This window comes from Chelativorans intermedius (assembly GCF_025398255.1).
GTDB classification, from domain to species: Bacteria; Pseudomonadota; Alphaproteobacteria; order Rhizobiales; family Rhizobiaceae; genus Chelativorans; species Chelativorans intermedius.
Window position 1 is genome coordinate 1 of record NZ_JAODNW010000034.1, and the last position, 24655, is coordinate 24655.

The 24655-nt window shown below is 63.3% G+C and carries 25 protein-coding genes; 8 read left to right on the forward strand and 17 right to left on the reverse strand.

Annotated elements, in window-relative coordinates; genetic code table 11:
* Nucleotides 1–705: hypothetical protein (locus NYR58_RS18480; RefSeq protein WP_261522636.1), on the forward strand; the 705-nt coding region annotated here is incomplete at its 5' end.
* A gap of 579 nt (nt 706–1284) precedes the next feature.
* Complete coding sequence (locus NYR58_RS18485) at nt 1285–1602, forward strand: DUF736 domain-containing protein (protein ID WP_261522637.1); 318 nt, start codon at nt 1285–1287, stop codon at nt 1600–1602.
* Between the two features lie 80 nt (nt 1603–1682).
* Here NYR58_RS18485 and NYR58_RS18490 read toward each other — a convergent pair whose 3' ends face one another.
* From NYR58_RS18490 to traC, 5 genes are all read right to left on the reverse strand, one after another.
* Nucleotides 1683–1949, reverse strand: a complete 267-nt coding sequence (locus tag NYR58_RS18490) for a WGR domain-containing protein (RefSeq protein WP_261522638.1) — start codon at nt 1947–1949, stop codon at nt 1683–1685.
* Nucleotides 1950–2123: 174 nt separating this feature from the next.
* Complete coding sequence (locus tag NYR58_RS18495) at nt 2124–3173, reverse strand: hypothetical protein (RefSeq protein WP_261522639.1); 1050 nt, start codon at nt 3171–3173, stop codon at nt 2124–2126.
* Between the two features lie 57 nt (nt 3174–3230).
* Nucleotides 3231–5156, reverse strand: a complete 1926-nt coding sequence (traG, locus tag NYR58_RS18500; protein ID WP_261522640.1) for a Ti-type conjugative transfer system protein TraG — start codon at nt 5154–5156, stop codon at nt 3231–3233.
* Nucleotides 5143–5358, reverse strand: a complete 216-nt coding sequence (gene traD, locus NYR58_RS18505) for a conjugal transfer protein TraD (RefSeq protein ID WP_261522641.1) — start codon at nt 5356–5358, stop codon at nt 5143–5145. The genes traG and traD overlap by 14 nt, the downstream gene beginning before the upstream one ends.
* Nucleotides 5359–5362: 4 nt before the next feature.
* The gene (gene traC / locus NYR58_RS18510; protein WP_261522657.1) at nt 5363–5626 is read right to left on the reverse strand and encodes a conjugal transfer protein TraC; all 264 of its coding nucleotides are present in this window, start codon (nt 5624–5626) and stop codon (nt 5363–5365) included.
* Between the two features lie 252 nt (nt 5627–5878).
* Here traC and traA point away from each other — a divergent pair, with 252 nt between their 5' ends.
* The 6 genes from traA (at nt 5879) to NYR58_RS18540 (ending at nt 13754) form a co-directional block, all read left to right on the forward strand.
* On the forward strand, nt 5879–9184 hold the full coding sequence (gene traA, locus NYR58_RS18515) for a Ti-type conjugative transfer relaxase TraA (protein ID WP_261522642.1): 3306 nt from the start codon (nt 5879–5881) through the stop codon (nt 9182–9184).
* Nucleotides 9181–9714 (forward strand): conjugative transfer signal peptidase TraF, encoded by a 534-nt coding sequence (gene traF, locus NYR58_RS18520; protein ID WP_261522643.1) that lies wholly within the window; start codon nt 9181–9183, stop codon nt 9712–9714. The genes traA and traF overlap by 4 nt, the downstream gene beginning before the upstream one ends.
* Nucleotides 9635–10870 (forward strand): conjugal transfer protein TraB, encoded by a 1236-nt coding sequence (locus NYR58_RS18525; RefSeq protein ID WP_261522644.1) that lies wholly within the window; start codon nt 9635–9637, stop codon nt 10868–10870. The genes traF and NYR58_RS18525 overlap by 80 nt, the downstream gene beginning before the upstream one ends.
* Nucleotides 10871–11634: 764 nt before the next feature.
* Entirely contained in the window at nt 11635–12384 is a 750-nt protein-coding gene (locus NYR58_RS18530; RefSeq protein ID WP_261522645.1) for a LuxR family transcriptional regulator, read from the forward strand.
* Nucleotides 12385–12467: 83 nt separating this feature from the next.
* Nucleotides 12468–13127 carry an acyl-homoserine-lactone synthase gene (locus NYR58_RS18535; protein ID WP_261522646.1) on the forward strand — a complete coding sequence of 220 codons (660 nt, stop codon included), beginning with the start codon at nt 12468–12470 and terminating at the stop codon, nt 13125–13127.
* A 294-nt stretch (nt 13128–13421) separates the two neighbouring features.
* A complete protein-coding gene (locus NYR58_RS18540) occupies nt 13422–13754 on the forward strand; it encodes a transcriptional repressor TraM (protein WP_261522647.1) in 333 nt (110 codons plus the stop codon).
* Between the two features lie 15 nt (nt 13755–13769).
* Here NYR58_RS18540 and NYR58_RS18545 read toward each other — a convergent pair whose 3' ends face one another.
* The 12 genes from NYR58_RS18545 to trbB all read right to left on the reverse strand — a co-directional run bounded on the left by NYR58_RS18545 (nt 13770) and on the right by trbB (nt 24048).
* Nucleotides 13770–14474: an autoinducer binding domain-containing protein gene (locus NYR58_RS18545; protein ID WP_261522648.1), complete on the reverse strand. Its 705-nt coding sequence runs from the start codon at nt 14472–14474 to the stop codon at nt 13770–13772.
* 80 nt (nt 14475–14554) lie between these two features.
* Complete coding sequence (gene trbI / locus NYR58_RS18550) at nt 14555–15856, reverse strand: IncP-type conjugal transfer protein TrbI (protein WP_261522649.1); 1302 nt, start codon at nt 15854–15856, stop codon at nt 14555–14557.
* Nucleotides 15853–16320 (reverse strand): conjugal transfer protein TrbH, encoded by a 468-nt coding sequence (gene trbH, locus NYR58_RS18555; RefSeq protein ID WP_261522650.1) that lies wholly within the window; start codon nt 16318–16320, stop codon nt 15853–15855. The genes trbI and trbH overlap by 4 nt, the downstream gene beginning before the upstream one ends.
* A gap of 3 nt (nt 16321–16323) precedes the next feature.
* A complete protein-coding gene (gene trbG / locus NYR58_RS18560) occupies nt 16324–17148 on the reverse strand; it encodes a P-type conjugative transfer protein TrbG (RefSeq protein ID WP_378074752.1) in 825 nt (274 codons plus the stop codon).
* Between the two features lie 20 nt (nt 17149–17168).
* Nucleotides 17169–17831, reverse strand: coding sequence for a conjugal transfer protein TrbF (locus NYR58_RS18565; RefSeq protein ID WP_261522651.1), 663 nt, complete (start codon nt 17829–17831; stop codon nt 17169–17171).
* A gap of 8 nt (nt 17832–17839) precedes the next feature.
* The gene (gene trbL / locus NYR58_RS18570; protein WP_261522652.1) at nt 17840–19006 is read right to left on the reverse strand and encodes a P-type conjugative transfer protein TrbL; all 1167 of its coding nucleotides are present in this window, start codon (nt 19004–19006) and stop codon (nt 17840–17842) included.
* On the reverse strand, nt 18987–19196 hold the full coding sequence (gene trbK / locus NYR58_RS20625) for an entry exclusion protein TrbK (RefSeq protein WP_378074751.1): 210 nt from the start codon (nt 19194–19196) through the stop codon (nt 18987–18989). The genes trbL and trbK overlap by 20 nt, the downstream gene beginning before the upstream one ends.
* Nucleotides 19193–19993, reverse strand: coding sequence for a P-type conjugative transfer protein TrbJ (gene trbJ / locus NYR58_RS18575; RefSeq protein WP_261522653.1), 801 nt, complete (start codon nt 19991–19993; stop codon nt 19193–19195). Before trbJ ends, trbK begins: the two co-directional genes overlap by 4 nt.
* Entirely contained in the window at nt 19965–22412 is a 2448-nt protein-coding gene (locus NYR58_RS18580) for a conjugal transfer protein TrbE (protein ID WP_261522654.1), read from the reverse strand. The genes trbJ and NYR58_RS18580 overlap by 29 nt, the downstream gene beginning before the upstream one ends.
* Before the next feature lie 5 nt (nt 22413–22417).
* A complete protein-coding gene (locus tag NYR58_RS18585; RefSeq protein WP_119396913.1) occupies nt 22418–22717 on the reverse strand; it encodes a conjugal transfer protein TrbD in 300 nt (99 codons plus the stop codon).
* Nucleotides 22710–23087 (reverse strand): TrbC/VirB2 family protein, encoded by a 378-nt coding sequence (locus tag NYR58_RS18590; protein ID WP_261522655.1) that lies wholly within the window; start codon nt 23085–23087, stop codon nt 22710–22712. Before NYR58_RS18590 ends, NYR58_RS18585 begins: the two co-directional genes overlap by 8 nt.
* Entirely contained in the window at nt 23077–24048 is a 972-nt protein-coding gene (gene trbB / locus NYR58_RS18595) for a P-type conjugative transfer ATPase TrbB (protein ID WP_261522656.1), read from the reverse strand. Before trbB ends, NYR58_RS18590 begins: the two co-directional genes overlap by 11 nt.
* Between the last annotated feature and the right edge of the window lie 607 nt (nt 24049–24655).

A 24655-nucleotide genomic window follows, 5' to 3' on the forward strand; every position in this document is an offset into this window, starting at 1 on the left:
GTCGTTTCGGCGGGCAGCATCCGTGATCAGCTCATGGGAGCCGCCGAGAGTAAACGCTGGGCGTCGATTCCCGCGTTCGCCAAGAGTGTCACGCCGGCGGGTTCGACCGTGCCGGTATTCGACGAGGACGCGGCCGGCGAACTCATCCAGGTCGCCACACGTCGCACAACACGCGACACCGTTTCGATAGGGATGATCCGGCGTCAGTGTACGACGGATTTCAAGATCGTGCCGATCCGCCGGAAGGTCAGGGAGCTTGCGGGGCTGACCCGCAAGCGCTCACCCGACCATGCCGTTGTCGAGCAATGGATCGGGATCTCGCGCGACGAGATCATGCGCGTGAAGCCGAGCCGCGAAACCTGGCAGGTCAACCGCTGGCCGTTGATCGAGATGCGCATGAGCCGTCAGGACTGCCTCGCCTGGCTGCGCCGCCACGATTACCCCGAACCGCCGAAATCGGCCTGCATCGGGTGTCCATTTCACGACAACGCACGCTGGCGCGCCATGCGCGATCATGATCCGGATGCCTGGTTCGATGCCGTCGAGGTCGATCGAGCCATCCGGACGGGTTTGCGTGGCATTCGGGGAGAGGTCTTTCTCCATCGGTCCGCCGTTCCTCTTGACGAAGCCGATCTGTCGACGCTGTCCGACCACGGGCAACTCGACCTGTGGCCGAACGAGTGCGAGGGCATGTGCGGTGTCTAGGCAGCCTTCGATCCTTCCGATTGCCGTCCGGTCGCGAGATATCGTGGGCATCAGGCTTCCAGCGGATGCCAGAAGCGGACTCTATCGAAGCTGGCTGACCAGCGGAGGACGGTAAGGGCGACGGTTATGTTCTTCGACCGACTGGGCACGGCACCGCTCGTCCTGCGCGCGAGAACCAGCGAATGGAGCCCGGCTGCAGGCGTGGCAGTCTGCCGTCAAAGTCGCCGGCGCCGAGCGCGCGATTGATCCCGCCGACGGACGTTGCGGAAGCGCAATGGCTCCGGGCCCGGGCGCCATGTCGTGTTCCCCTCATCTCGATGATTTGGAGCTCGCCCAGCGCGTCTCGATGGGGCATGTCTGACCGGGACCGGCTTCGCCTCGCCCGGCTTCTGCAACGCCCGTCCAAAACTTTCTTCCCCTGCGAACGTGAGTTCGCATTCCTCGCGCAACAAGAAAGCTCCTCCCGACCGTCCTCCATTTCATTGCGGCCTTTCAGGTGCATGCCGGTCGTTCCCGATCTTTTCGACAGCCATCGAGACCGCGATGGGCGCGGCTCGGAACTTCGAAAGGAACACGACAATGGCTAACATCGGCACCTTCACCACCACCCGCAACGGTTTCACTGGCACGATCAAGACCCTCACGCTGAACGTCAAGGCCCGCTTCGAGCGTGTCGAAAGCCCTTCCGAGAACGGACCGCATTTCCGCATCTTCTCAGGCGCAGTCGAGCTGGGTGCGGCGTGGCAGAAACAGGCCAAGCAGACCGAACGCGACTACCTTTCGGTCAAGCTGGATGACCCGAGCTTTCCGGCTCCCATCTACGCCACCCTGATCGAAGTGGAAGGCCAGGAAGGCGTGCAGCTCATCTGGTCCCGCCCCAACGGCAATCGGGACTGACGAGATCCCCAACGGCCCCGCCGAAAAGGCGGGGCCGTTTTTGGGTCAAACGGTCGCCAGATTAGACCCCAGTCTCCACTTCACTCCCGCCTGCCGCTCAGCGAAAAATGCGGGTCGCGATAGCCCCGGCGCCGCTTCCTGCGTTCGAGCCGCAACATCGCATCGCCGGCCTCGGCGGGCGTGTCGAATGTTTCGATGATCGACTGGCCGCGCGTTCCGATCCGACCCCAATCCCGCACGAGGGACGCCCCGCCGAACAATGTGGGCTGAACGGAAAGGCTGTAGAACCGCCGCATGTTCTGCGACGGGTCAATGCGGCGAAGATGAACCAAACGGCGATCGTTCATGTGCGGAAGTCTCGCTCCACGCGGAAGCGTCGTCCAACGCATTTCTTGAATCGGTTGGCCCTGATCGATTCACGGGATTGATACGACTTCAAACCCGGGGAAACCGCGGGTGGAGGGAACGCCGATCGTTCCTGCAATAGTCGGAAGAGGGGCCATGCAGAGGAACCCGGCTGGTCAGGAGGGCACCGCGCCGCACTTCTTGGCTCTTTCGACAATTTTGGCGTAGGTGGTGCCATTCCCGGACGGAAAATGCTTGCACCACGCGGCCAGAAACTGCTTCTCCCGAGCAAAATCCCGGGCCCTGTGCAAAAGAACAGCGATCCTCATCGGATAGTGAGGCGCCGGAACTTCGCCTGTGGCGAGATACCGTTGGAAGGCATCCGCGACCGTGTCGCACTGCCACGACAGGTCCTGATCGGCCTCTTTCATGAAAGCACGAAAGGAGGCTTCGTCCTGGTTCAGGAAATCCGGCGCACCAGATGCCTCTCCATAGGTGAGCCCTTGATGGAGCATCTTTTTTGTGGCGGCCTTCATCGATCGCCTGCTTAACCGCTCTCGCTTCTCGTCATCCATCACCGGCTCGTTTGCGAAGAGGCCAATGACCTTGTCGACCTTGCCGGCCAGTTCATCTGTCAATTGGCTGTCTTGGACGGGGGCGTTGCGCGGTGGGCGCTGTTTCTGCCTGGCTTCGATCCTGGCACTAATCTCTCGGGCAAGTTCAGAAAGCGTCTGCGCCTGCCGTTTCGCCAGTTGGATCAGTTCCGGCGAAACATCTGCACGGTAGTATTCGGCAACTTGCCATTCGAGCTGCTTGATATGGCTGTCGACCTTGGCTTCAGGTTTCCGCAGCGCGGTGATGCCCAAATTGGGGTTCTCTGAAAGGAACCGCCGGATCTCCTTGATCAGTTTTGTGCGGTCGCGGATGTGTGCTTCCCAACGCTCACGGCGGCTTTCGGCACCGGACGCCGAAAGAGGCTGATGCCGTGGCGGTTCTTCTCGGTAGTACGCGATTGCCTCTTCGCGTGCATCTTGTTCACTTGAGTATGCTTCGGAGAAATAGGGTTCCATCCTGTCCTCGACGTCTGCGATGCAGAACTTCCATCCGCGATCCTGAGGAAAGACCGTGATGCGGGTGGACCCGTCAACGAGCATCGGATTGCCATTCTCCGACACGGTCCAGCCCTTCGTCGAAGATCTGCCGAACAACCACTTCAATAACGCCATTGTCGCCTCCCCAACCGTTTCCATTGTCTACAGATCGCGAGGCCTGGCAAGCAAGGGTTACGGAACGGGGCTACTTGCCCTGAATCGGCTTTCTCCGACGATCGAGATCATATCTTCTCGCCGGAACCAGATGGCGCGGCCGCATCTGAGCGGCGGGTTGCCGGCTGTGAAGACGATCTGTTCATCGGCACGCATCTGCAAGACCTCCTCCGGCAGGATCAGCGGCCGCGCGGAGAGCTGCCGCGAGCGCGTCCGCGACGATCCCGACATGCGCGATGTCCGGCTGAGCTGCTCCACCTCGACCGTCGTGTTGCCGCAGCGCCGCGAGATGTAGTCGGCGGTTTCCGGGTCATTAATTGCCGCAAACGAGATCCACGAGGCCGACTCGAACCATTTGCTCGATGCGTCCCGCCCACCATAGGTCTCGCGCATCTGGCCAATGGACTGGAACAGGAGCAACAGGCTGATGCCGTATTTGCGGCCGGCGTCCCGAGCGGTCTCCAGGATGCGGAGATATCCAAGCCGCGCGACCTCATCGAGCAGGAACAGCGTGCGACGCTTCATCTTGCCATTGCGATTGTAGATCGCATTTGTGAGTGCGCCGATGATGGTGCGCGCCAGGCCGGGATGGGCCTCGAGCGTCTTGAGATCGAGATTGACGAACACGTCGGTGTCGCCATCCGCCAGATCGTCAGTCGAGAAGCTGTCACCGGAGACCAGCGCCGCATAGTTGGGATAGGAAAGCCAATGCGTCTCCTTGACCGCATTGGCATAGACGCCGGAGAAGGTCTCAGGTGTCATGGCGATGAAGGGCGCCACGTTCTCCTTGACGAACGCGGATTCGGAATTGTCGTAGATCAGCTGCAGCCGTTCGCGCAGCTTGGGCTCCGGCTCGGAGAGGTTGGCTCGCATCTGCCGCAGATGCTGGTTTTCCTTTTCCGTATGCCCCGACAGGCACACATCGGCGATCAGCACGGTGATGAGCTGAAGCGCGGACGCGCGAAAGAAGTCGTCGCGGATCGAAGCCTGGCGAGCCGTGTCGGTTACGACCCAGGTGGCGACCGCCACGACGTCCTCTTCCTTTGTCCCGCCGAACCTCCCGATCCAGTCAAGGACGTTGAAGCCGGTGCCCGGCTCCTTCGGGTCGAGCACGAAGACCGATCGGCCTGCCTTGCGCCGGTGCCCGATCACCATCGGCGCGACCTCGTTTGATGGATCGAGGGCGACCAACCCGCCGCCCCATTTGAGCGCCGTCGGAACGGTAACCGAGGTGGTCTTGAAGCCGCCCGACCCGGCGAACACCAGCCCGTGCGAGGAGCCGAACGAACCGTCGAAGCACAGCAGCGGCGATTTTCCCCCAGCACCCCATGTCTCGCGGTCGTCGGCGCGGAAACCGCGCCCGCCGCCCGCCTGCCTGTCGACGCGGCAGGCCTCGCCGACGACGATGCCGCCGGCTTCGGGAAAGAGGCGCCGGGCCGCAGAGATCGTCATCCACTCGCTTTCCCCATGAATGGCACGTTTGCCTCGGACGCGGCGGGGCGCGGCCGACGCGAAAGCGGCATTGCCGTGCATGGCGACGCGCAGACCGAACACGCCGGCGACTGCTGCGACGAGCGCCCCCGTCAGCGTGGCCGGGTCGGTGTATTCGACGATCGATGGGCTGGGCGGCACCGTTGCGGTGAATGCGGCGAGCCGGCCGATTTCGCGAACCGCCGCGATTGTGATCACCACCAACGTGCCGGCGACGATCCCCCAGCCCGCGAGCCGGATTGAGGTCGCGCCTTTGGCCGCAAAGAGAAAGACGAGGCCGATCCCGCCCGCGGTCGCGTAAGGCAGCGCGATGCCGATCCGGCCAAGCATCAGGCGCGCCTCCGGCGCGCGGGCGAAGCTTGCGAGCCAGTGCTCGATACCCGTGAGGCCGAGACATACACCCGTCATGATGATGACAGGGCCAAGGAGCAAGGCGAGCTTAGCCGGGGTCATCGGCGAACGCCTTCATCCCGATCACCATTAGTCGCGCGCGCTCGGCTTCGTCGGTCCTTATCCGGCTCGCGCCGTCGATCAGGAGGCCGAGCAGCAAAGCGCGCTTCTCGTAACGAAGCCCGGCCTTGGCGATCAGCCCGCCGAGCTGGATCTTCTCGCGCGTATCCTTCTTGCGCGCCTCTGACTGGCTTGCCTGCCGCATCCGCTCAAGCTTCGCCAGACGGCCCCTGAGCCGCGCTAGGCGCGACCTGCGCGGACGCGGACCTGGCCGCCCGGCCGCTCCCTTTGCGAAACCGCGTCCCGAGCTCCTCGAATGCAGCCACGAGCGCGCGCTCCTCAATCTCGATATCGCCGAGACCGGCCTTGAGCGCGAGCCGTCCGATGCGCTCGGCTTCGCGCGTTTCAGCCTGCTTGAGCTGCTCCTGCAGCCTGGCGATTTCTTCCCTGATCTTCGATGACGGCTTCTTCATTCCGGTCGTCTCCTTCTCGACCATTCGCTTTGTGGCGATGGCGAGGATCGGCCTGGATCGCGCGCAGCGCGACCCGGCAGAAATGACGGGTCGGCGAAGCCGACGCTTTGAGAGATCATCCCGGCGTTCCGAAGGAATGCCTCCAAGGGCGCAGTAATACGTCGCTGACGCGACGTTGCGCGCCCGGCCCCCGGTCCGGGGGAGGCGTGGGCTGCGGAACGATGTCGTTCAACCGCCGGGCTCGCTGTCACCGTGGCCATCACACACTTCACGCCCCAGATCATCGGACGCGCTGACGGCCGCAGTGCCGTGCTGTCGGCGGCCTACCGGCACTGCGCGAAGATGGAGCATGCGGCCGAGGCCAGAACCGTCGATTATTCGGGCAAGCGCAATCTCGCTCACGAGGAATTCCTGCTTCCCGCCGATGCGCCGAAATGGGCGCGTGAGATGATCGCGGACCGTTCGGTCGCGGGCGCCGCGGAAGCGTTCTGGAACAAGGTCGAGGCGTTCGAACAACGCGCCGACGCGCAGTTCGCTAAGGAGTTCATCATCGCCCTGCCGGTGGAGCTGTCGAAGGCGCAGAACATCGCCTTGGTGCGCCAGTTCGTCCAAGAGCAGGTGCTCGGCCGCGGTCAGGTCGCCGATTGGGTCTATCACGACGATCCGGGCAATCCGCATGTGCATCTGATGACGACGCTGCGCCCGCTGACTGAGAGCGGCTTCGGAGGCAAGAAGGTCGCCGTGATCGGTGCTGATGGCCAGGCGGCCCGCACGAAAACCGGCAAGATCCAGTATCGTCTCTGGGCCGGCGAGAAGGCCGAGTTCCTTGAGCAGCGGCAACGCTGGCTCGATCTCCAGAACCAGCACCTCGCGTTGGGCGGTTTCGAGATCCGCGTCGATGGACGGTCCTATGCGGAGCGCGGCATCGATCTCGTGCCCACAACCCATATCGGCCCGGGCGCAAAGGCGATCGAGCGCAGGGCAATGCGCGAGGGCAGGGACACCAGGCTCGAACGTCTCGCATCGCATGCGGCTGCGCGCGCGGTAAACGCCGAGCGCATTCAGGCCCGGCCGGAGATCGTGCTCGATCTCCTCAGCCGCGAAAAGAGCGTGTTCGATGAGCGCGACATCGCCAAGGTGCTTCATCGCTATATCGACGATCCGGTAGCGTTCCAGCAGCTCCTGGCGCGGATTCTTCAGAGCCCGGATTGTCTTCGTCTCGAAACCGGGACCGTCGATTTCGCGACCGGTGCGCGCTTGCCGGACAAGCTCACCACGCGCGAGTTGATCCGCCTTGAAGCGGAGATGGTATCCCGCGCGTCCGCGCTTGGGAAGGCGAAGGGATTCGGCGTCCGGGAGAAGATTGTCGCCGACGTTTTCGCGCGTCACGACCGTCTTTCAGACGAGCAGCGCACGGCCATCGCGCACGTGACCTCCGGCGCGCGGATTGCCACCGTTGTCGGCCGCGCCGGCGCCGGCAAGACAACCATGATGCGCGCGGCGCGCGAGGCATGGGAGGCGGCAGGCTACACCGTGGTCGGCGGCGCGCTTGCCGGCAAGGCGGCCGAGGGCCTCGAGACGGGAGCGGGAATCCCGTCCCGCACCCTGGCATCCTGGGAACTGCGTTGGAACGAGGCACGCAACCGCTTCGACAACAAGACGATCTTCGTCATGGACGAGGCCGGCATGGTCGCCTCGAAGCAGATGGCGACATTCGTCGAGACCGTCTCGAGGGCAGGCGCCAAGCTCGTCCTGGTCGGCGACGCCGAACAGCTCCAGCCGATCGAGGCGGGTGCTGCCTTCCGCGCCATCGTCGAGCGCACCGGCTATGCCGAACTCAAGACGATCTACCGCCAGAAGGACGCCTGGATGCGCACCGCCTCGCTCGATCTGGCGCGCGGCAATGTGACGGCGGCGCTCTCGGCCTATAGAGGCCACGGGATGGTGATCGGCGAGAAGCTGAAGGCCCATGCGGTCGAAAGCCTGATTGAATCCTGGAACCGCGAATACGATCCCGAAAAGTGCACGCTGATCCTGGCCCATCTGCGCCGCGACGTGCGCGAGCTCAACCGGCTCGCACGCGAAAAGCTGGTCGAGCGTGGCATTGTCGGCGAAGGCCATGCGTTCCGGACGGAGGAGGGGACACGGCATTTCGACACTGGCGACCAGATCGTGTTCCTCAGGAATGAGGGCGCGCTCGGTGTCAAGAACGGCATGATCGCCAAGGTTGTCGAAACCGGACCCGGCAGGATTGTCGCGGAGATCGGCGAGGGTGCGGACAAGCGCCGCGTTGAAGTCGAGGAGCGGTTCTATCGTAATCTCGATCTCGGCTACGCCACCACGATCCACAAGAGCCAGGGCGCGACCGTCGATCGCGTCAAAGTGCTCGCCTCGCTCTCGCTGGACCGGCATCTGACCTATGTGGCGATGACCCGGCACAGGGATGATCTCCAGCTCTTTTACGGCGAGCGGTCATTCCAGATCGCGGGCGGCCTCGACACGCTCCTGTCGCGGCGCAACGCCAAGGAAACCACTCTCGATTATGCCGCCGGACGCTTCTACCGGCACGCGCTCAGCTTCGCCAACAGCCGCGGACTTCATCTCATGCGCGTCGCCCGCACACTCGCCCGCGACCGGCTGGACTGGACGCTGCGCCAGAAGCGGCGCCTTGCCGATCTCGGCCGAAAGCTTCGCGCCGTCGGCACCCGCATCGGCCTCTTCGACACCACCCTGTCCGCCGTCCAATCGAAAAAGGAGGCCGAGCCGATGGTCAAGGGCATCACCACATTCGCCAAATCCATTGCCGACGTCGCGGCCGAGAGGGTCCACGCGGAAAAGGAGGTTGCCAGACAGTGGGAGGAGGTGTCTGACCGGTTCCGCCTGGTGTTCGGCGATCCGGAGGCGGCGTTTCGCGCCATGCGCTTCGATGCCATTCTCGCCGATCCCGCATTAGCATCGGAGCGTCTCGGACAGCTAGCGCGTGAACCTGCTTCGATCGGTTCGCTGCGTGGCCGTGACGGATTGCTGGCAAGCCGCGCGGAACGGCAGGCGCGGCAGAAGGCCGAAGCGAATATCCCGGCACTCGGGCGCGAGATTGAACGCTACCTGCGTTTGCGTGAAGCGGCCACGCGCAGGCTCGAGGCCGATGAAACGGCGCTGCGCGGTCGCGTCTCTATCGATATTCCCGCGCTTTCACCCGCTGCGCGCGTCGTGCTCGAAAAGGTGCGCGATGCGATCGACCGCAATGATCTTTCGGCAGCACTTGGGTTCGCGTTGGCCGATCGCATGGCCAAAGCCGAAATCGACGGCTTCAACAAGGCGGTTTCCGAACGGTTCGGGGAACGCACATTACTATCGAATGCCGCGCGGGACACCGAAGGCGCCGTGTTCAGCAAGGCAGCTCTCGGCCTGCCAGCGGCCGAACGCGAAAAGCTCGCTACGGCCTGGCCGATCATGCGCACCGGCCAGCAGCTCGCCGCCCACGAGCGCACCGTGAAGGTGCTCAAGGAGACCGAGGCTCTGCGACAGAGCCAGCGTCAGTCGCAGGTGCTCAAATGACCCGCAGGCGTCGCGCGCGCGCCATTCTCGGAATCGGCGCCACTGCCGTGATCAGCCTGTTCGCTCTCGCCTATCTAGGCGGCCTGCGCATTAATCTTACGCCGAGCTATCCGCTCGGAGTCTGGCGGATCGTCCCGCTCGACCGCGAGGTTGCCGTCGGCGATCTCGTCATGATCTGCCCGCCGTCAACGTCCGCGTTCACGCTTGCCCGGCAGAGAGGATATCTCCGTTCGGGGCTCTGTCCAGGATGGATGAGCCCGCTGATCAAGACGGTCGCCGCGACGCGGGGACAGCGCGTTGAGATCGTCGGTGCTGTAAGCGTTGATGACGTACCGCTCGCCAGCTCCGAGCTGCGCGCCGTGGACGCCGAGGGCAGGGCGCTCACTCCCTTCGCCGGCGGCGTCGTGCCGCCCGGTCACATCTTCCTCCACTCTGATTTCGCAGGTTCCTATGACTCGAGATATTTCGGGCCGATCCCGGCCGCCGGTGTCCTCGGCCTGGCCCATCCAGTCCTCACCGTTCGTCCGTGATGCCATCAAGACCGCAGGACTCATGGCGCTCGCCGCGGCCACCGGTGCGATCGGATGGAACGGCAGTCTCCTCACCCTCCCGCTCGCCTTCGCGTTCCCCGTCTTGTGGGCAAATTCTCCTTCTCGGATCGCGGCCGGAATTGTGTCGGCGGGATATTTCCTCGCCGCGTCACGCGGTCTGCCACAGGGTGTTGTCAATTACTTTGGCAGCGGGATCGCCGAAGGTCTCGCGCTCTGGCTCGGCGCATCGCTCGCCTTCGTCGCCGTGCATGCTGTACTGTGGACATCGCGGCCCGGGACGGGACGAACCCTTCGATATGCCGCTGCGGCAATCCTCATGAGCGTGCCGCCCTTCGGAATCGTGGGTTGGGCGCATCCGATCACGGCGGCCGGGATCGTGTTCCCGGGCTGGGGATGGTGGGGCCTCGTGGCGGCAGCGATCGGCCTCCTCGCCATGACGACGAAGTTCTGGCCGATCGCAACGCTCGTCTGGGGAGGAGCGTTTGCCTGGTCCGCCGCAACCTGGACGGAGCCCAGCCTGCCCCAGGGCTGGATCGGTGTCGATACGAAATTCGGGGGTGAACGCGGCACATATGCCGGGTTGTTCCAGCATCGCGAGACGATCGCCGCGGTAAAGGCAGCAGCGGCCCAGGGCAACAAGATCGTGGTATTGCCCGAGGGTGCCGCCGGTGTGTGGACGCCGACCGTTGAACGCCTTTGGGTCCGTGAGCTCAAAGGAGTCGACGTCACCGTCAATGCCGGAGCGATCCTGGTTGACGGGCAGGGCTATGACAATGTCATGGTCGAAATCTCGGGCGAGGGAGCGCGCATCCTCTACCGAGAGAGAATGCCGGTGCCAATCTCAATGTGGCAGCCCTGGCTAACGCTGATTGGCGAGTCCGGCGGCGCGCGGGCGCACTTCTTCGCCAATCCGATCGTCGAAACCGGCGGTGTGCGGTTGGTGCCGCTGATATGTTATGAGCAGCTGATTGTCTGGCCCGTCCTGCAATCGGCACTCTACGCACCCGACATCATTGTGGCGACGGGAAACGGCTGGTGGACAGACGGCACAAGCATCGTCGCTATTCAGAAGTCAGCATCCATTGCCTGGGCGCGGCTCTTCGATCTTCCACTTATCATGGCGTTCAACATCTGAGAGGAGCAGACAATGGGCGCTGAGCTATCCGCACCCCGTGTCGCTATGCGACTATTGCCTCAGCCTCGAGGAACTGCCAATTTCTGTTTTTTCGGGCTGTACGGTTAGTATCAGGGGACCACGCTACCTGCGGCGATGTTTTCTCGCAGAAATTAGATGGCGCGAACCAAGCCGAAATGGAAAGTACAACCCGATCATGAAGAGCATTTGCGAAGGCTCGGATCTGATCACGCATGCTCCTTGATTTTCTGCAGCCGTTGTGCATCTAAAAGATGAACAAAAAAGTCATCTTTTAGCCCTCGAACTCACGCAGCAAAAACAGGGCGTCAGGTGGAGATTTGCGACCACATAGCTCGGGACAATGATCGCCTTCATTGAGCCGGAGCTGATCCCGGCGCCATTTCGTCGGGCGTAGGCCAGGTCTTAAATGCGACCGACGGGTCGATCACTTCGAGCGTACCGTTCGCCACGGCCTGGGCGAGCACGATGGAGGCGCGGCCAGCAGCCCCAGAACGTGAGCGGTTCGGGCGCCCGAACGGTGGGTGGCGGCGTGATTGTCGCCGCTGCGGCGGTTACGAGGAGGATTCGATGGTTGAGCATTGCGGCTCCTTTCTTGGGTTCCTCTCGGCTGTGCCTCAGAAGTTGCCTTGGGGCCGGCATAGAATCCTCGACCCTCACCGGGCAGGAATGCCGCTTGGTCCAGTCTTACTTGATCGACGATCAGCGGTCGTACGCACTACAGCACTGCAGGAGGAGCATTGAGCATGAGACGGCGCGATCGACATGACGATGATCCAGAACTGTTCGAACTGCTCGCAAACTTAGAGGAGATCGCAGAAACGACTCGGATTCCCGCGCTCTTGTGCAGGCTACTCGAGATTTATGGACTGAAGTCCGTCGCCTATCTGGGCTCTGGGCTCTCGGCGCAGCCTGGGCAAGGTCCATACCTCGCGGTGACCTATTCGGATGACTGGGTCGATCACTACAAGGCCCAGCGCTTCGTCGATGTTGATCCTGCTGTGCAGATCGGCATGCGACGCATGCTGCCGATCGACTGGGATACCTTCGATCGGAGAGACAAGAACGTGCGGCGTCTGTTCGGAGAGGCCGCTGAGTTCGGGCTCGGCCGCCGCGGCATCTCTCTTCCCGTCCACGGCCAGCATGGTGACAGGGCCTTGGTCTCGATCACGAGCGACGCCAGCGATCGGGACTGGAGACACTTACGCCTCTACTACATGCGCGACTTCCAAATGCTGGCCCTCCATATGCATCAGGCCATCCTGCGGCTGGAGGGCCAGAGAATGGAGACCGCCAGCCTGTCTCCGCGCGAGCGGGAATGCTTGTTGTGGGTCGCCGAGGGGAAGACGGCGTGGGAAACCGCCATCATCCTGGGTTTGTCGGAGCACACGGTGCGCTGCTACCTCGAGAGCGCCAGACATAAGCTCGGAGCTGCCAACAACACCCATGCGGTGAACAAAGCCGGCAAGGCTAGTCTGCTCAGCCAAATACCGTAAATCCGGCAGATACACCGGATTTAGGGTCCTTCTCCCGGGGTTTAGTTGCTTCAGCGTTTTCAACAAACGCAAGGAGCAACACCATGATCACCATCGTCGAAGGCGCGGAGCGCGAGCGTCACTCCACCCTGATTGATGAGATGTTCCGGATGCGGGCAGCGGTCTTCGCCGACCGGCTCGAGTGGGATGTCATCGTGACCGATGGCAGGGAGATTGACCGCTTCGACGCAGAAGATCCCCTATACCTTCTGTCGCTCGACAACCAGACCGGAGCGCTCCAGGGAGCGGTGCGGTTGCTGCCGACTACCGGGCCAAACATGTTGCGCGACGTCTTCCCGGTTCTTGTGCCGGGCGGCGCCCCGGCGAGTCCCCTCATCTGGGAAAGCTCCCGGTTCGCGGTAAACCCTGCCGCATTCAACGCATGCGAACGCGCGGAGGCCAACCATGTCGTTAACTGCACGACGATCGAGCTTCTGTGCGGCATCGTCGAGGTCTGCCAGCGCGCCGGCATCGAGCACGTCGTGTCGGTCTTCGATGCGCGAATGGCGCGAATCTTTCGCACGATCGGTTGCACCTTCGAGGTCATCGGGACCCCGGCCCGAATCGGTAGGACGATGACCTATGCCGGCATATTCGATATGTCGGAAGCCATGCGCGAGCGCCTGGGGGAAACTGGCAGGCTTCTCACGCCTGTGCTGGCGACTGTTGAGCCGCGGCGGATTCCCCACCCCCGCCACGCCTGATTGACCATCGCTTTTGTCACATGGTTCTCTGGTCGACGCGACAACCATGTCCTATAAGTGCCCCGAGGCGGTACGCGCTGCCTCGGGGCGTAGAAACCCCTTTTCCGCGGTTGGTGTTGACCGGATCAGCACCGGAGATCCTCTGGCCAATGGCCGGGGGCCTGGGACGCATGTCCAGGCGCCTCGGTGCTAAAGGTCTCAGGGCCGTCGGAAAACGGTTTCTACCCCCCGGCTTGGGGTCATGGTCTTTCTTTGTTAGCGGGGGCGTACCGCAAACCAAGCCGCAGGGATTGCATGCGGACGAAACTAGACGTCGACATCGGACCTGGCCGGGCGGCGAGATCCATTCAGGCTCTCCTCGCCGGCTTGACGGAGCACGAGCTGAAGCAAGTGGCCATCGCGGTTATTCGGGAGAACAGGAACCGTCTGCAGAATGCCCATGAGCTGTTCGAGGAGCTAGATAGGCTCGTAGCTGCCGGTTCAACAGATGAGCATCTGGCGCAGCTGAGGCATAACTACCGGATCGCGATGCTCAACCTCCATGCGCAGCATCAAATCGTCAGCCTGGTCGTCGAACGTCTCGGATTCGTGCCCGAGGTCGATGGACAACGCCCGGTGCTCAACTAACTGGCGTTGTCGGAGTTAGATCAGTCCGATTCGTGTGGCAATCGTACCTGCCTGCCGGTTGTTTGCGGCCCCGAGCTTATTTGTCGCGTCGTCGATATAAGACCGCACCGAGCGATACGAGATGTCCAGCATGAGCGCGATGTCCTGCATTGACATTCCCTCAGCGAACCACCTCAGGCACTCGGCCTCGCGCGGCGACAAGCGAATGGCGGAGGCAAGGGACGCATCGCCGCTCGCCGCTCCCAACCGGGAGTGCACAAAGGCGACCGAAACCGCCGCGGTGACTGGATCGATGTCCTCAGTCAGTTTGGACACAGGCCGCCCGCTCGCAAGCGTGAACACCATGCGGTCCCTGAATCCCACGGGAATCGAGATCGAGATTCCGGACCTGATACCGAACCGGTCGGCCTCAACGAAGAACTTGATCACGTCCCGCCGCCCGTTGCGCCTCGCCTCATCGGCCGACCATGAGAACAGCGGCGGTCCGTGCTTTGCCTTGGTCACCACCGGATCGACCCGGATGAACTCCCGTTCCACATAAAGCTCCTGCCACGCGCGCGGATAGTTCGAGACCGCGAAGCTCTCCGGACCGCGGAGGTAGAGATAGGCGAAGAAGTCGAACCCGGTATCGTCCGCGAAGTCTCGCAACGAACGGCGGGCTGCACGCTCGTCAAGCGGCAGCGAAAGCCTGTCGATGAGATTGAGCAGATTGGAGTTCAAGGGTGGGCGGGTCCAATGGCAAGCCCCGCGACAGAAGGCGACCCTTCTGCACGGAGCGTTGAAAACAAAATGGGTCATCGCTACCGATACGACCCAGGGAAGACGATGTCCTGGTCGACCAGGACGTTGAACCGGTAGCCCGGACGGATCTCCAGCGTTGGCTGGACGTTGACGTTGCGCGAGACCGTCTGCTCGGAGATCTGCCCGAAGGTTTCGGCGAAGGAGCGCCTTGCGGCGTCCTCGGCGCTGTTGGCTGTGCCGAAGCTGTTGCGGTCCTGCGGCAGCATCATTTCCGTGCCGGCTCCGATCAGAGCGACCAGGATCGCCGACCCGAACGTGCGCAGATAATGGTTGTCGACTTGGTCCCGGAACCCGCCATAGCCAGCCGCATCGGTCCCCGCCATGCCGCTGATCTGAAGCGTCGATCCGTTCGGAAAGATGAGGTCGGTCCATATGACGAGCACGCCGTCCTGCCCGAATGTGACCTCAGAGTCGTAGCGGCCAAAGAGCTTCGATCCCTGCGGGATGAGAAGGTGCCGACCCGTCGCGCTGTCATAGACATTCTGCGAGACCTGAGCCGTGATCCGCCCGGGAAGATCGGAATTGATGCCCGTGACGAGTGTTGCCGGGATGACCGAACCGCGTTTGAGCTCATAGGGCGATATCTGGCCGACGACCGGATTGGGAAGATAACCAAGATCCCGGATGTCCTGATTGAAGAAGCGCTCCTTGGTCGCCTGCCCGTTCGCGTCAGTGGCGCCTCCGATCCCGGCCTCCATGGCGGCGGCATAGAGGTCGAGCGCGCTCCGCGGCCGCGTTGTCGACGATTGCGGTTCGCCAGACACCGTAGCTGTGCCGTCATTGGCGTCAGCCGAAAGGTCGCGCAGGGAAACGGCGATTGGGGAATCAAACGCCGCGTCATTGGCTTGATAACGTGCCATGCGCTGACGGTGCAGCTCGCGCATGAGCTGTTCTTCTTGCTCTCGCTCAAGGCGCGCGCGCCATATCTCTTCCGGCTCCAGTGCCGGCCCTTGCGATTCGTCCGCGGGTGAGGCCGGCGGCTCAGGCATGAACGGGTTTTCCTCTGGCTCGGTCGGCTCGACGGGAATCGGTAACGGCTGCGGTTGGGCCGGTTCGCCGATGATCCCGTCCGGCACGCCCTCCTTGAGTTGGTCGGCATGGGTCGAGGCCGGGCGGGAGCCAGGTGTGAACGCTGCATCGTCATCGCCCAGGCGAATGCCGCGCGAGGACAGGCCATAGAAAATCGCGGCCAGGAAGAGCACCACCAGCACGATCGCCACGACGATCGGCAGGCGATTGAGGCGCCGGATTCGCGGCCCGCCAGTCAGATCGGAGCCACCGAGCTTCAAGCTCTCGGTCATGACGGCTCCCTTGCATCGCGCTGCATGATCGACAGCGGAGAGACCGGCGTCGCCCCCTCCCCGCCCAGCTGGTACATGCGCGTGAGGTCGAGCGTTTGGGTCGACAATCGGACGAGGATGCTGCCCTCGAACGCGTCGACGACATAGGCGAGGCCAACGGTATTCGCCCCCTCCGTCACCTGGTCAGTGGCGACGGCGTAGCCCCAACCCTTCAGCGAAGACTCGAGCGCCGCGCCGAATATGGAGCCGTCCGGCTCAAGCTGGATCGTCGTGGTGCCGGGACCGACCTGCTCGGCAAACCGCCCGACCATATCCCCTGCGATCGAGGACGCCGCCTCCGGGGTGAGCTGCGCGGTTGCCGAACTCGCGACGAGACCCGCACCGCCCAGTGTCTGGCAGCCGGCCAGCAATGCCGCGCAAAGGAAGAAGGCCACCAGGCGAGGTAGGAAAATCGAACGGTGCATCCCCTACCCTCCCCGCCTGATCGTGATTTTCTCCTGTGAGCGTCCGACGCCCGAGACGAGGATCGCGCTGTCGATGTAATAGTCGACCACCATCATGGTGCCGTTCATGCGGTAGTTGACGATCCGGTTCTCGCCACCGGAAACGACAAACAGCACCGGCGCATCCTGGCCCGACAGCGACGAGGGAAACTGGATGTAGGTTTTCTGGCCGTCGCTGTAGATCCGGGTCGGCCGCCATCTCGCCGTTCCGCTCACCCGGAAAGAGAAATTGAGCTGCTCGGCCGGCACGCCGGCGCCGGGCACGATGCTCGCCTCCATGCGCGCGGCGATCTCGGCGAAGCGCGCATTGACGTCTTCGGGATAGTCGAACCCGACTCGCGCCATGTAGTTCGAGTGGTGGGACTTGAGCTGGATGTGGTAGGTGCGCCGCGAGGTCGTCACCACCATCGAGGTGACGAGGCCGGTTTCCGATGGCTTGACGATCAGATGCACCGCCTGGCTACCCGGCGCTCCGGACGTCGCCGGCTCGACCTTCCAGCGCACGGTGTCGCCGAGCAACACGTCGCGCACGATCTCGCCCGGCTGGAGCTCGATGTCGCACACCTGAAGCGGCGAGCAGACCACCGATGGCTGAACTTGGCCGAAGAGGAAGATGACCTTACCGTCCGGGCCGCGCGTCACGACCCCCTGCCCTTGCTGCCACTGGCCCGAAAGGCTCGTGCCGCGCTGTTCGGTGGCATTCAAATGCTGTGCCTGCGCCGGCATCGCGATCATCGAGAATAAAAGTCCGGTGAAGAAAGCTGCGCTCCGGAGTCTGGGTACGTTCATGAAAAGCATCCTCCGGGCACTCACAGCTGCGCCGTCCAGTCGAAATCTCTGAGGTAAAGGCCGATCGGGTTGAGGCGGATGACCGCCTCGTCCTGGGGTGGGGTGAGGGTGACCGTGGCGACGCCCCGAAACCGCTTTACGTCCTGTTCCCTGCCCTGCCGGTCGCGCTCATATTCCGTCCAGTCGACCTGGTAGCTCTGATTGGAGAGCGGCACGATGTTCGTGACCTCTATGGCGACCGTCATCGTGCGGGCGCGGTCGAACGGAGAGTTGCCCCGGAACCAGGCGTTGACCTTCTCCGTCGCCGGATCGGCGGTGCGCAGATGCGCATAGGTGCGGTCGATATACTGCTTCTGCACCACGGCATCTGGCGTGACCGACCGGAAATTGCTGACGAAGCTGCCGAGCGTGGCACGCACGACGCGCGGGTCGGCATATTCGATCTGTTGCGGGAAGCCGGCACTCGCGGCAGTTCCAAGCCGATCGACTTCCACGATATAGGGCACCAGCTGCACCTGCGTGCTCTGATAGAGCGCATAGGAGAACCCGATCACCGCCATCAGCATGCCGGTCACGCCGACGATGCGCCAGGACGCGGCCGCTTTTACATACGAGCCGTAGCGCTCGTTCCATTCCTGGCGTGCGGCAAGGTAGGGGCTTTCCGGTGGGCTCTTTGCGGCCATGGTCTATTTCACGCCTTGTCGTCTGCTGATTTTCTGGTGGTCGGCAGGCCCTGGCTCTGGTCGAGCTTGGAATTGGCAAGACCGAGCGTCGATGCGCCCCAGGTGCCCGGAACGCCGATCGCCTTGTCCCGGCCGGCCGAAGCGAGCGCGGAACCCGCGGCAGTCGCGCCGCTGGCCATGCCTTTGAGCGCAGCCGCGCCGAACGAACTGCCCGAGGCGCGGGCATTCGAATAGGCCGAGGCCCCTGCCCTCGCCCCGCCCCAGGCCAGCGCGGCCCCGCCGGCGGCCATGGTTGCGGCCTGGCCGCCGTGGCGGATCGTCTCCATGCCGCCTGTCACCGAAACACCCTGCACGACGCCCTGAACGATGTTGGGCACATACATGGCAATGACGAACACCACGACGGAAATACCGCCGATGGCCAGCGTAGAGAGAAACTCGTCGGCGCCCGAGGGGGAGTTGGCGAGATCGATGAGCACCTCCGAACCGATGCGCGCGATCATCACCAGTGCCATCAGCTTCATGCCGACCGAGAACGCATAGACGAGATAGCGGACCGCAAAATCCTTGGTGAAGCTCGATCCGCCGAGGCCCAACATGATCATGCCGGCAAGCAGGCCGACATACATCTCGGCCATCACCGCCACGAAGATCGCGGCCACGAGGCTGAAGGCAATGACTACGATCACCATGGCGAACACGGCCGCGATCGCAAGCGCATTGTCCTCGAAGAGACCGAACTGCGCCTTCTCCGACATTTGGCTGGCGACCTGCAGGCCGGCATTGAAGACATTCGCCGGCGAAGCCGATCCTCCGCCGGCGCCGATCTGGAACAGGCCGTCGACCATTGCCCGTGCGAAGTCCGGCCCCTGCTCGAGGATGAAGACGAACAGACCGATGAACATGATGCGCCGCACCAGCTCGGCGAACCACGTGTCGAGCGATGCCGCGCCGAGCGCCAGCCAGACCGCCGCAATGCCGACCTCGATGCCGGCAAGGATCCAGAACAGCGAGCGTGCCGCCTGCATGACGGTCGTCTCCCAGCCCTGCGCGGCGTCCGCGACCTCGTTTTCCAGCGTCGTGAGAAGCGTGCCATCCTGAGCAAGGGCCGGCTGGACAAGAAGCAGCGCGCCGAGGCTGGCGGCAAGCGCGAGTTTAGTTGCCGGGGGCCTCATCGCCCTGCCCCTTCCCATTATTCCAGCGCGGCCGCATCTCCTGCCCGCCGGTGGTGTCATACTCAGTCGGTGTGTCGAGGACGCTGCGTGCCCGGTCCGGTTCCCCGCCAAGGTTCGGGACGAACCAGATCGCAACTGCGATCCCGATAATGACTGTGGCTGCCGCCACGATGATAAGTGTCCGTGTCACCAGCGCGGCTCCATGACCTGGCCGCCCGATGTCGACGGCGCGTTCGAGTTGAAAAAGTCCTCGCGGCGCGTCTGCGCGAGATCCTTTGCGGCCTGTTCTGACTGATGCCAGGTCGCCATCATCGTGATCTGCTGGGAGACGAGGCCGCGCAGTTTCTGCGTCTGCGCCACCTGTTGCGCGGCAATCTGATGGCCGACCTGAAGCGCCTGCATCTGTCCGACGGAGCTCTGCGACATCGAGCGGAGTTGGCTCATCGTCGCCTCTTCACTGGCGAACTGATCGGCCGTCAGCCCGGCCGCCCGCAGGGTCGCCGAAATCGTCTCGCGGTTGGTGTCCGACCATGACTGATAGCTCGAGGAAAAATCCTCGCCCCTCGCGAGCCCCGTCTCGAACTCGGCGAAGCTCTCGAAGCGTTGCTTGAGAACGTCGTCGATATTGCCCATCGCAAAGGCGATGCCCTCGCCCTGATTGACGAGGTTCTGGAGCGCCATGAGGTCGCTTTCGACCTGACCCCAGACGTGATCGGGCAGCTGCAGGGTGTTCTGCAGCATGTTCTCGTAGATGCGGAGTTGGTTCTGGATTTGCTCTGAAAGTTGCGTGATCTGCGTGATCTGGTTCTGGATCTGCTCGGCCGATTGGCCCGTGAGCCCCACCAGCTCCGCGTTGTTGAGGAGCTGTGTCCATTCGGTCGCGTTCCCGGTGACCGCGCCGGCATGAGCCGGGCCCGTGAAAGCCAGGCAGGCGCTCACCACCGCGGCGGCCGTAATCCTAATCGCGTGCAAGAATGGCTTCGGCATTGCCGATCCCCCTTTCCATGAGCCACGCAGCCGGCCAGTCCGGACCATGATCCTTGTGCAGCTGATCGATGCGTTTGAGGTCTTCCTTGCCCGAAGCACCTGCGAAGGCGAGCGCGACCGGGCCAAGCGCCATGTCGAATAGCCGCCTGCCCTCGGGGCTTGCGACGTAGTATTCGCGCTTCGGCATCGCGGTCGCGACGATCTCGATCTGCCGCTCGTTGAAGCCGATGCGCTCATAGAATTCGCGCGTGCCCGGCTCTCGCGCGGCGCCGTTCGGCAGGCAGATCTTGGTCGGACAGCTTTCCTTGAGCACGTCGATGATGCCCGAGCGTTCGGCGTCAGAGATCGACTGTGTGGCGAGCAGCACGGCGCAGTTCGCCTTACGCAGCACTTTGAGCCACTCCCTGATCTTGTCCCTGAAGGTGGGATGGCCGAGCAACAGCCAGGCCTCGTCCAGAACGATGAGACTGGGCGCTCCCGTCAGGCGCTTTTCGATCCTGCGGAAGAGATAGAGGAGCACGGGCACGAGATTGCGCTCGCCCATGTTCATCAACTCCTCGATTTCAAAGGTCTGGAACGCGCCGAGGGCCAGGCCGTCTTCCTCGGCGTCCAGCAATTGCCCCATCGGACCGTCGACGGTGTAATGGTGGAGCGCGTCCTTGATTTCGCGCATCTGCACCCCGCTCACGAAATCCGAGAGCGAGCGGCCTCGCGCCGAGGCCATGAGACCGACCTGCCGCGAGATCGCGTTGCGATGATCGGGCGTGATCGCGACCCCTTGCATGGCGATCAGCGTCTCGATCCATGCGCTTGCCCAGGCCCGGTCTCCATCGCTCGACAGCGTGGCCAGCGGGCAGAACGAGAGCGAAGTCCCCTCCCCTGCCCCGATTTCGTAGTGATCGCCTTCGGCGGCGATCGTGAGCGGGCGCAGCGATCGACCCTTGTCGAAGGCGAAGATCTGCGCGTTTTCGTAGCGCCGAAACTGCGCCGCGATCAGCGCCAGCAATGTCGACTTGCCCGAACCGGTCGGCCCGAAGACAAGCGTATGCCCCACATCGTCGACATGCAGGTTCAGCCGGAAGGGTGTGGAGCCCGAGGCGACCTGCATCAGGGGTGGCGAGCCGGTCGGATAGAACGGGCACGGCGCTGTCGTGCTGCCCGACCAGACCGAGTTGAGCGGAATGAGATCCGCCAGATTGCGCGTGTTGACGAGCGGTTCGCGGACATTGGCATAGGTGATGCCCGGCAGGCTGCCGAGATAGGCTTCGGTCGCATTGAGTGTCTCGATGCGCGCGCCGAACCCTTCGGCCTGGATAAGCCGGCGCACCGCCTCGGCCTGGTCGCGCAGCCGCGCGTCGTCGGTATCGAAAAGGACGATCACCGGTGTGTAGTATCCGAAGGCGACGAGCTGGGACGAGGCCTCGGCAATGGCGTCCTCGGCTTCGGCGACCATCGTCATGGCGTCCTGGTCGACCGCACGGCTCTGGGTCTGGAACAGCTGGTCGAAGAATGGCCGCACCTTCTGCTGCCATTTCTTCCGGGTGCGTTCGAGCTTTGCGCGCGCTTCCTGATCGTCGAGGAAGATGAAGCGGCTCGACCACCGGTAAGTGAGCGGCATCAGGTCGAGCGAATTGAGGATCCCCGGCCAGCTCTCGGCCGGAAACCCGTCAATCGCGACGACGGCCAGATACCGTCCGTCGACCACCGGTGAAAGGCCGTGGTGAAACTCGGCCGTGGCCAGCCAGTCGAGATACATCGGGATTGCCGGCAGGCGCACCGGATGGCTCTCGCCCACGATGCAGAACCGGATGAACTGGAAGAGTTCGTCATACCGGATCTCGCGGTCGGTTTCCGGATCGGCCACCGTGCGCGTTACCATGCGCCGGATCGACAGCACATTGGCCAGGTACTGCTCGAACTCGCGGATCGACGTGCGGAAGGTGTCCAGGACCACATCGGCATAGGTCTCCGAGCGGCTGTCACTGTCGGAATACACATAGCGTGCGAGGCCAGAATGCCGGCGCTCGGGCGGCCGGTAGGTGAGAATGATGGCGTGTTGGCTCTCAAAATGCCCGCTCTCGGCCTCGAAATGCGCCCGGCGTTCGTCGTCGATCGCGCGCGTCACCGGATCCGGAAAATGGCAGTCCCCGCGGGCGGGATAGGCGACGGTGGGGATGCGCACAGCCTCGACCTGGATCATCCAGCCCGATCCGAGCCGGGACAGGATCGCGTTGATCTGCCGCGACACCTCGTTGCGCTCGAGGTTGGTCGAGCTCTCCGAATCCGGGCCGGCAAAATACCAGCCGGCCATGACCGACCCATCCTTGAGCAGGATCACGCCATCGTCGACCAGACCCGCATAGGGTAGAAGGTCGGAGAAGGACGGGCGGGTGTTGCGGAACTGACGAAGCGCGACCATTCCAGTCAGGGCCTCCGCCATGGTGAGGCCGTTGGACGGTAGCCCGCACGGTAGCCGATATGCCGCAGATAGACCTGCCGCATCATCGGATCGGCTTTGGCCATCATGCGAAGCGCAGCCAATACGGCGGCCCAGATAGCAATCCCGAGCAGCACGGAAAACCACGTCAGAACCACGAAGATCAGGATCACCGCGGCAAGACCGGTCAGCAGCACCAGCTCCCGATCGGCCCCCATCAAATGGTTCGGGCGCGAAAGCGCCCGATGGATGCGGGATCGTGCGAGAGCAACGCCTGGCTCAGCCATCGCTCCCCTCCCCTGCCCCGGCCTGCGGCGCCTCATCGGCCGGATAGCCGATCGAGGCGCCGCTCGCGCCGAATAGGCCGACGATCTGGGTGGCGCCGAGGAGGATGCCGGCGACCAGCACGACATATATCAGCCTGCGCGCGAAATCGTTGAGCTCGCCGCCAAAGATGAGCATGCCGCCTGCGACCGCAACGGCGGCCAACGCGATGAAGCCCGCAACCGGACCAGTGATGGACTGCTGTATCTGTTGAAGCGGCCCTTCCCAGGGCAGACCGCCGCCACTTGAGGCGAGCGCCGGCGTCGCGAGTGCGATAAAGAAGAGCGTTGCCGCAACCGGGATGGCGGCCAGAGCGCGGTTGTTATGCGGCATGACTTTCCTCGTCGATCTGGGGATGGTGATCGGTCGCGTAGCGCGCGCCGTCGAAGCCCGTGACATGCATGACATCACGCACGCGCCGTCCGTGGCCGGCACGTTCGATCGAGACGACGAGGTCGACGGCTTCGCCGATCACCTCACGCATCGGCTGCTGGCTGACCTCCGCGGTCAATTGCTCGAGACGGCGAAGCGCGGAGATGGCGCTGTCGGCGTGAATGGTCGTGACGCCGCCCGGGTGGCCGGTATTCCATGCCTTGATGAGGGTGAGCGCGGCACCGTCGCGGACTTCGCCGACGATGATCCGGTCCGGCCTCAGCCGCATCGTGCTCTTCAGCAGCCGGGCCATGTCCACCGTGTCGCTGGTATGCAGGGCAACCGCGTTCTCGGCGGCGCACTGGATTTCCGAGGTGTCCTCGAGGATGACCAGGCGATCGTCCGGCGACAGCGAGACGATCTCCGCAATCACGGCGTTGGCCAACGTCGTCTTGCCCGAACCAGTGCCGCCGCTGATCACGATGTTCATGCGCGAAGCAACGGCGCTCCGCAGCACGGTCACCTGGCGGTGTGTCATGATTCCGGCGCGCACATATTCCTCGAGCGGGATGAGCCGGGATGCCCGCCTTCGAATGGTGAATGTGGGCGCAGCGACGATTGGCGGGAGCAGACCCTCGAAGCGGTGCCCGCCGATCGGGAGTTCGCCCGAGATGATCGGCTGGCTTGCATCCACTTCGGTCTGGAGCGCATGGGCCACGCTGCCGATAATGATTTCGGCGGCGCCTGGCGCGAGTTCGCCAATGGGCTGGACCCCCTGCCCCAGCCGTTCAACGAACAGGCGGCCGTCCGGATTGAGCATGATCTCGACGACGACCGGATCCTCGAGTGCCCCGCAGACCACCTCGCCAAGTGCGTCCATCAGTTTGCGCACGAGCCGTGAACGGGAAGGACTCGAACTCACGGTTCCCTCCTTCCCGAAACCGTCACAATATCTTCGTTGCGGCCAAACATTGCCGGCATTGCATCCACCGCTAATACCCCTGGGCGAGATGCGGCTTTTGCCCGAATGAAGAAAATCGGTCACCCCGGCAGAACTGCCGGGGTGCTCGTAGCTGGTCCCAAACTAGGGTCGCCGGCGTGCTCAAATGGCCGACTCACTTGCCCGACTCGGGAGCTGATTCCACGAACATGGTGAGTTTTCGTCGCAGTTTCGGCTCTAATCTGAAAGGGTCCCGGCAGAATTGCCGGGATAGAGCGGAAGCCAGGTCACGACGACGCGGCTGGTCTAGGCCACTGAAAACACGGAATAAAATTCCGCCAACCGATGGAATCCGTGCCGCCATGACGGACTCTCGTTAAGACTTCGGTAACCAAAATAAACTTGCTGAGCCACGCTTGCTGGGTATGATCACGGATATTCGCCCGTTCTATGGAAAAACCGTGATTGCAGAGATTAGCGTGAACGTTCCGATGCAACTGAATAACAGGTCTGAACTTCCGAACGTCGATGACGTCATCGGTGCGCACGCCGATCTGCTGGGCTCACAGCTGCACACCATCAGCGAGGC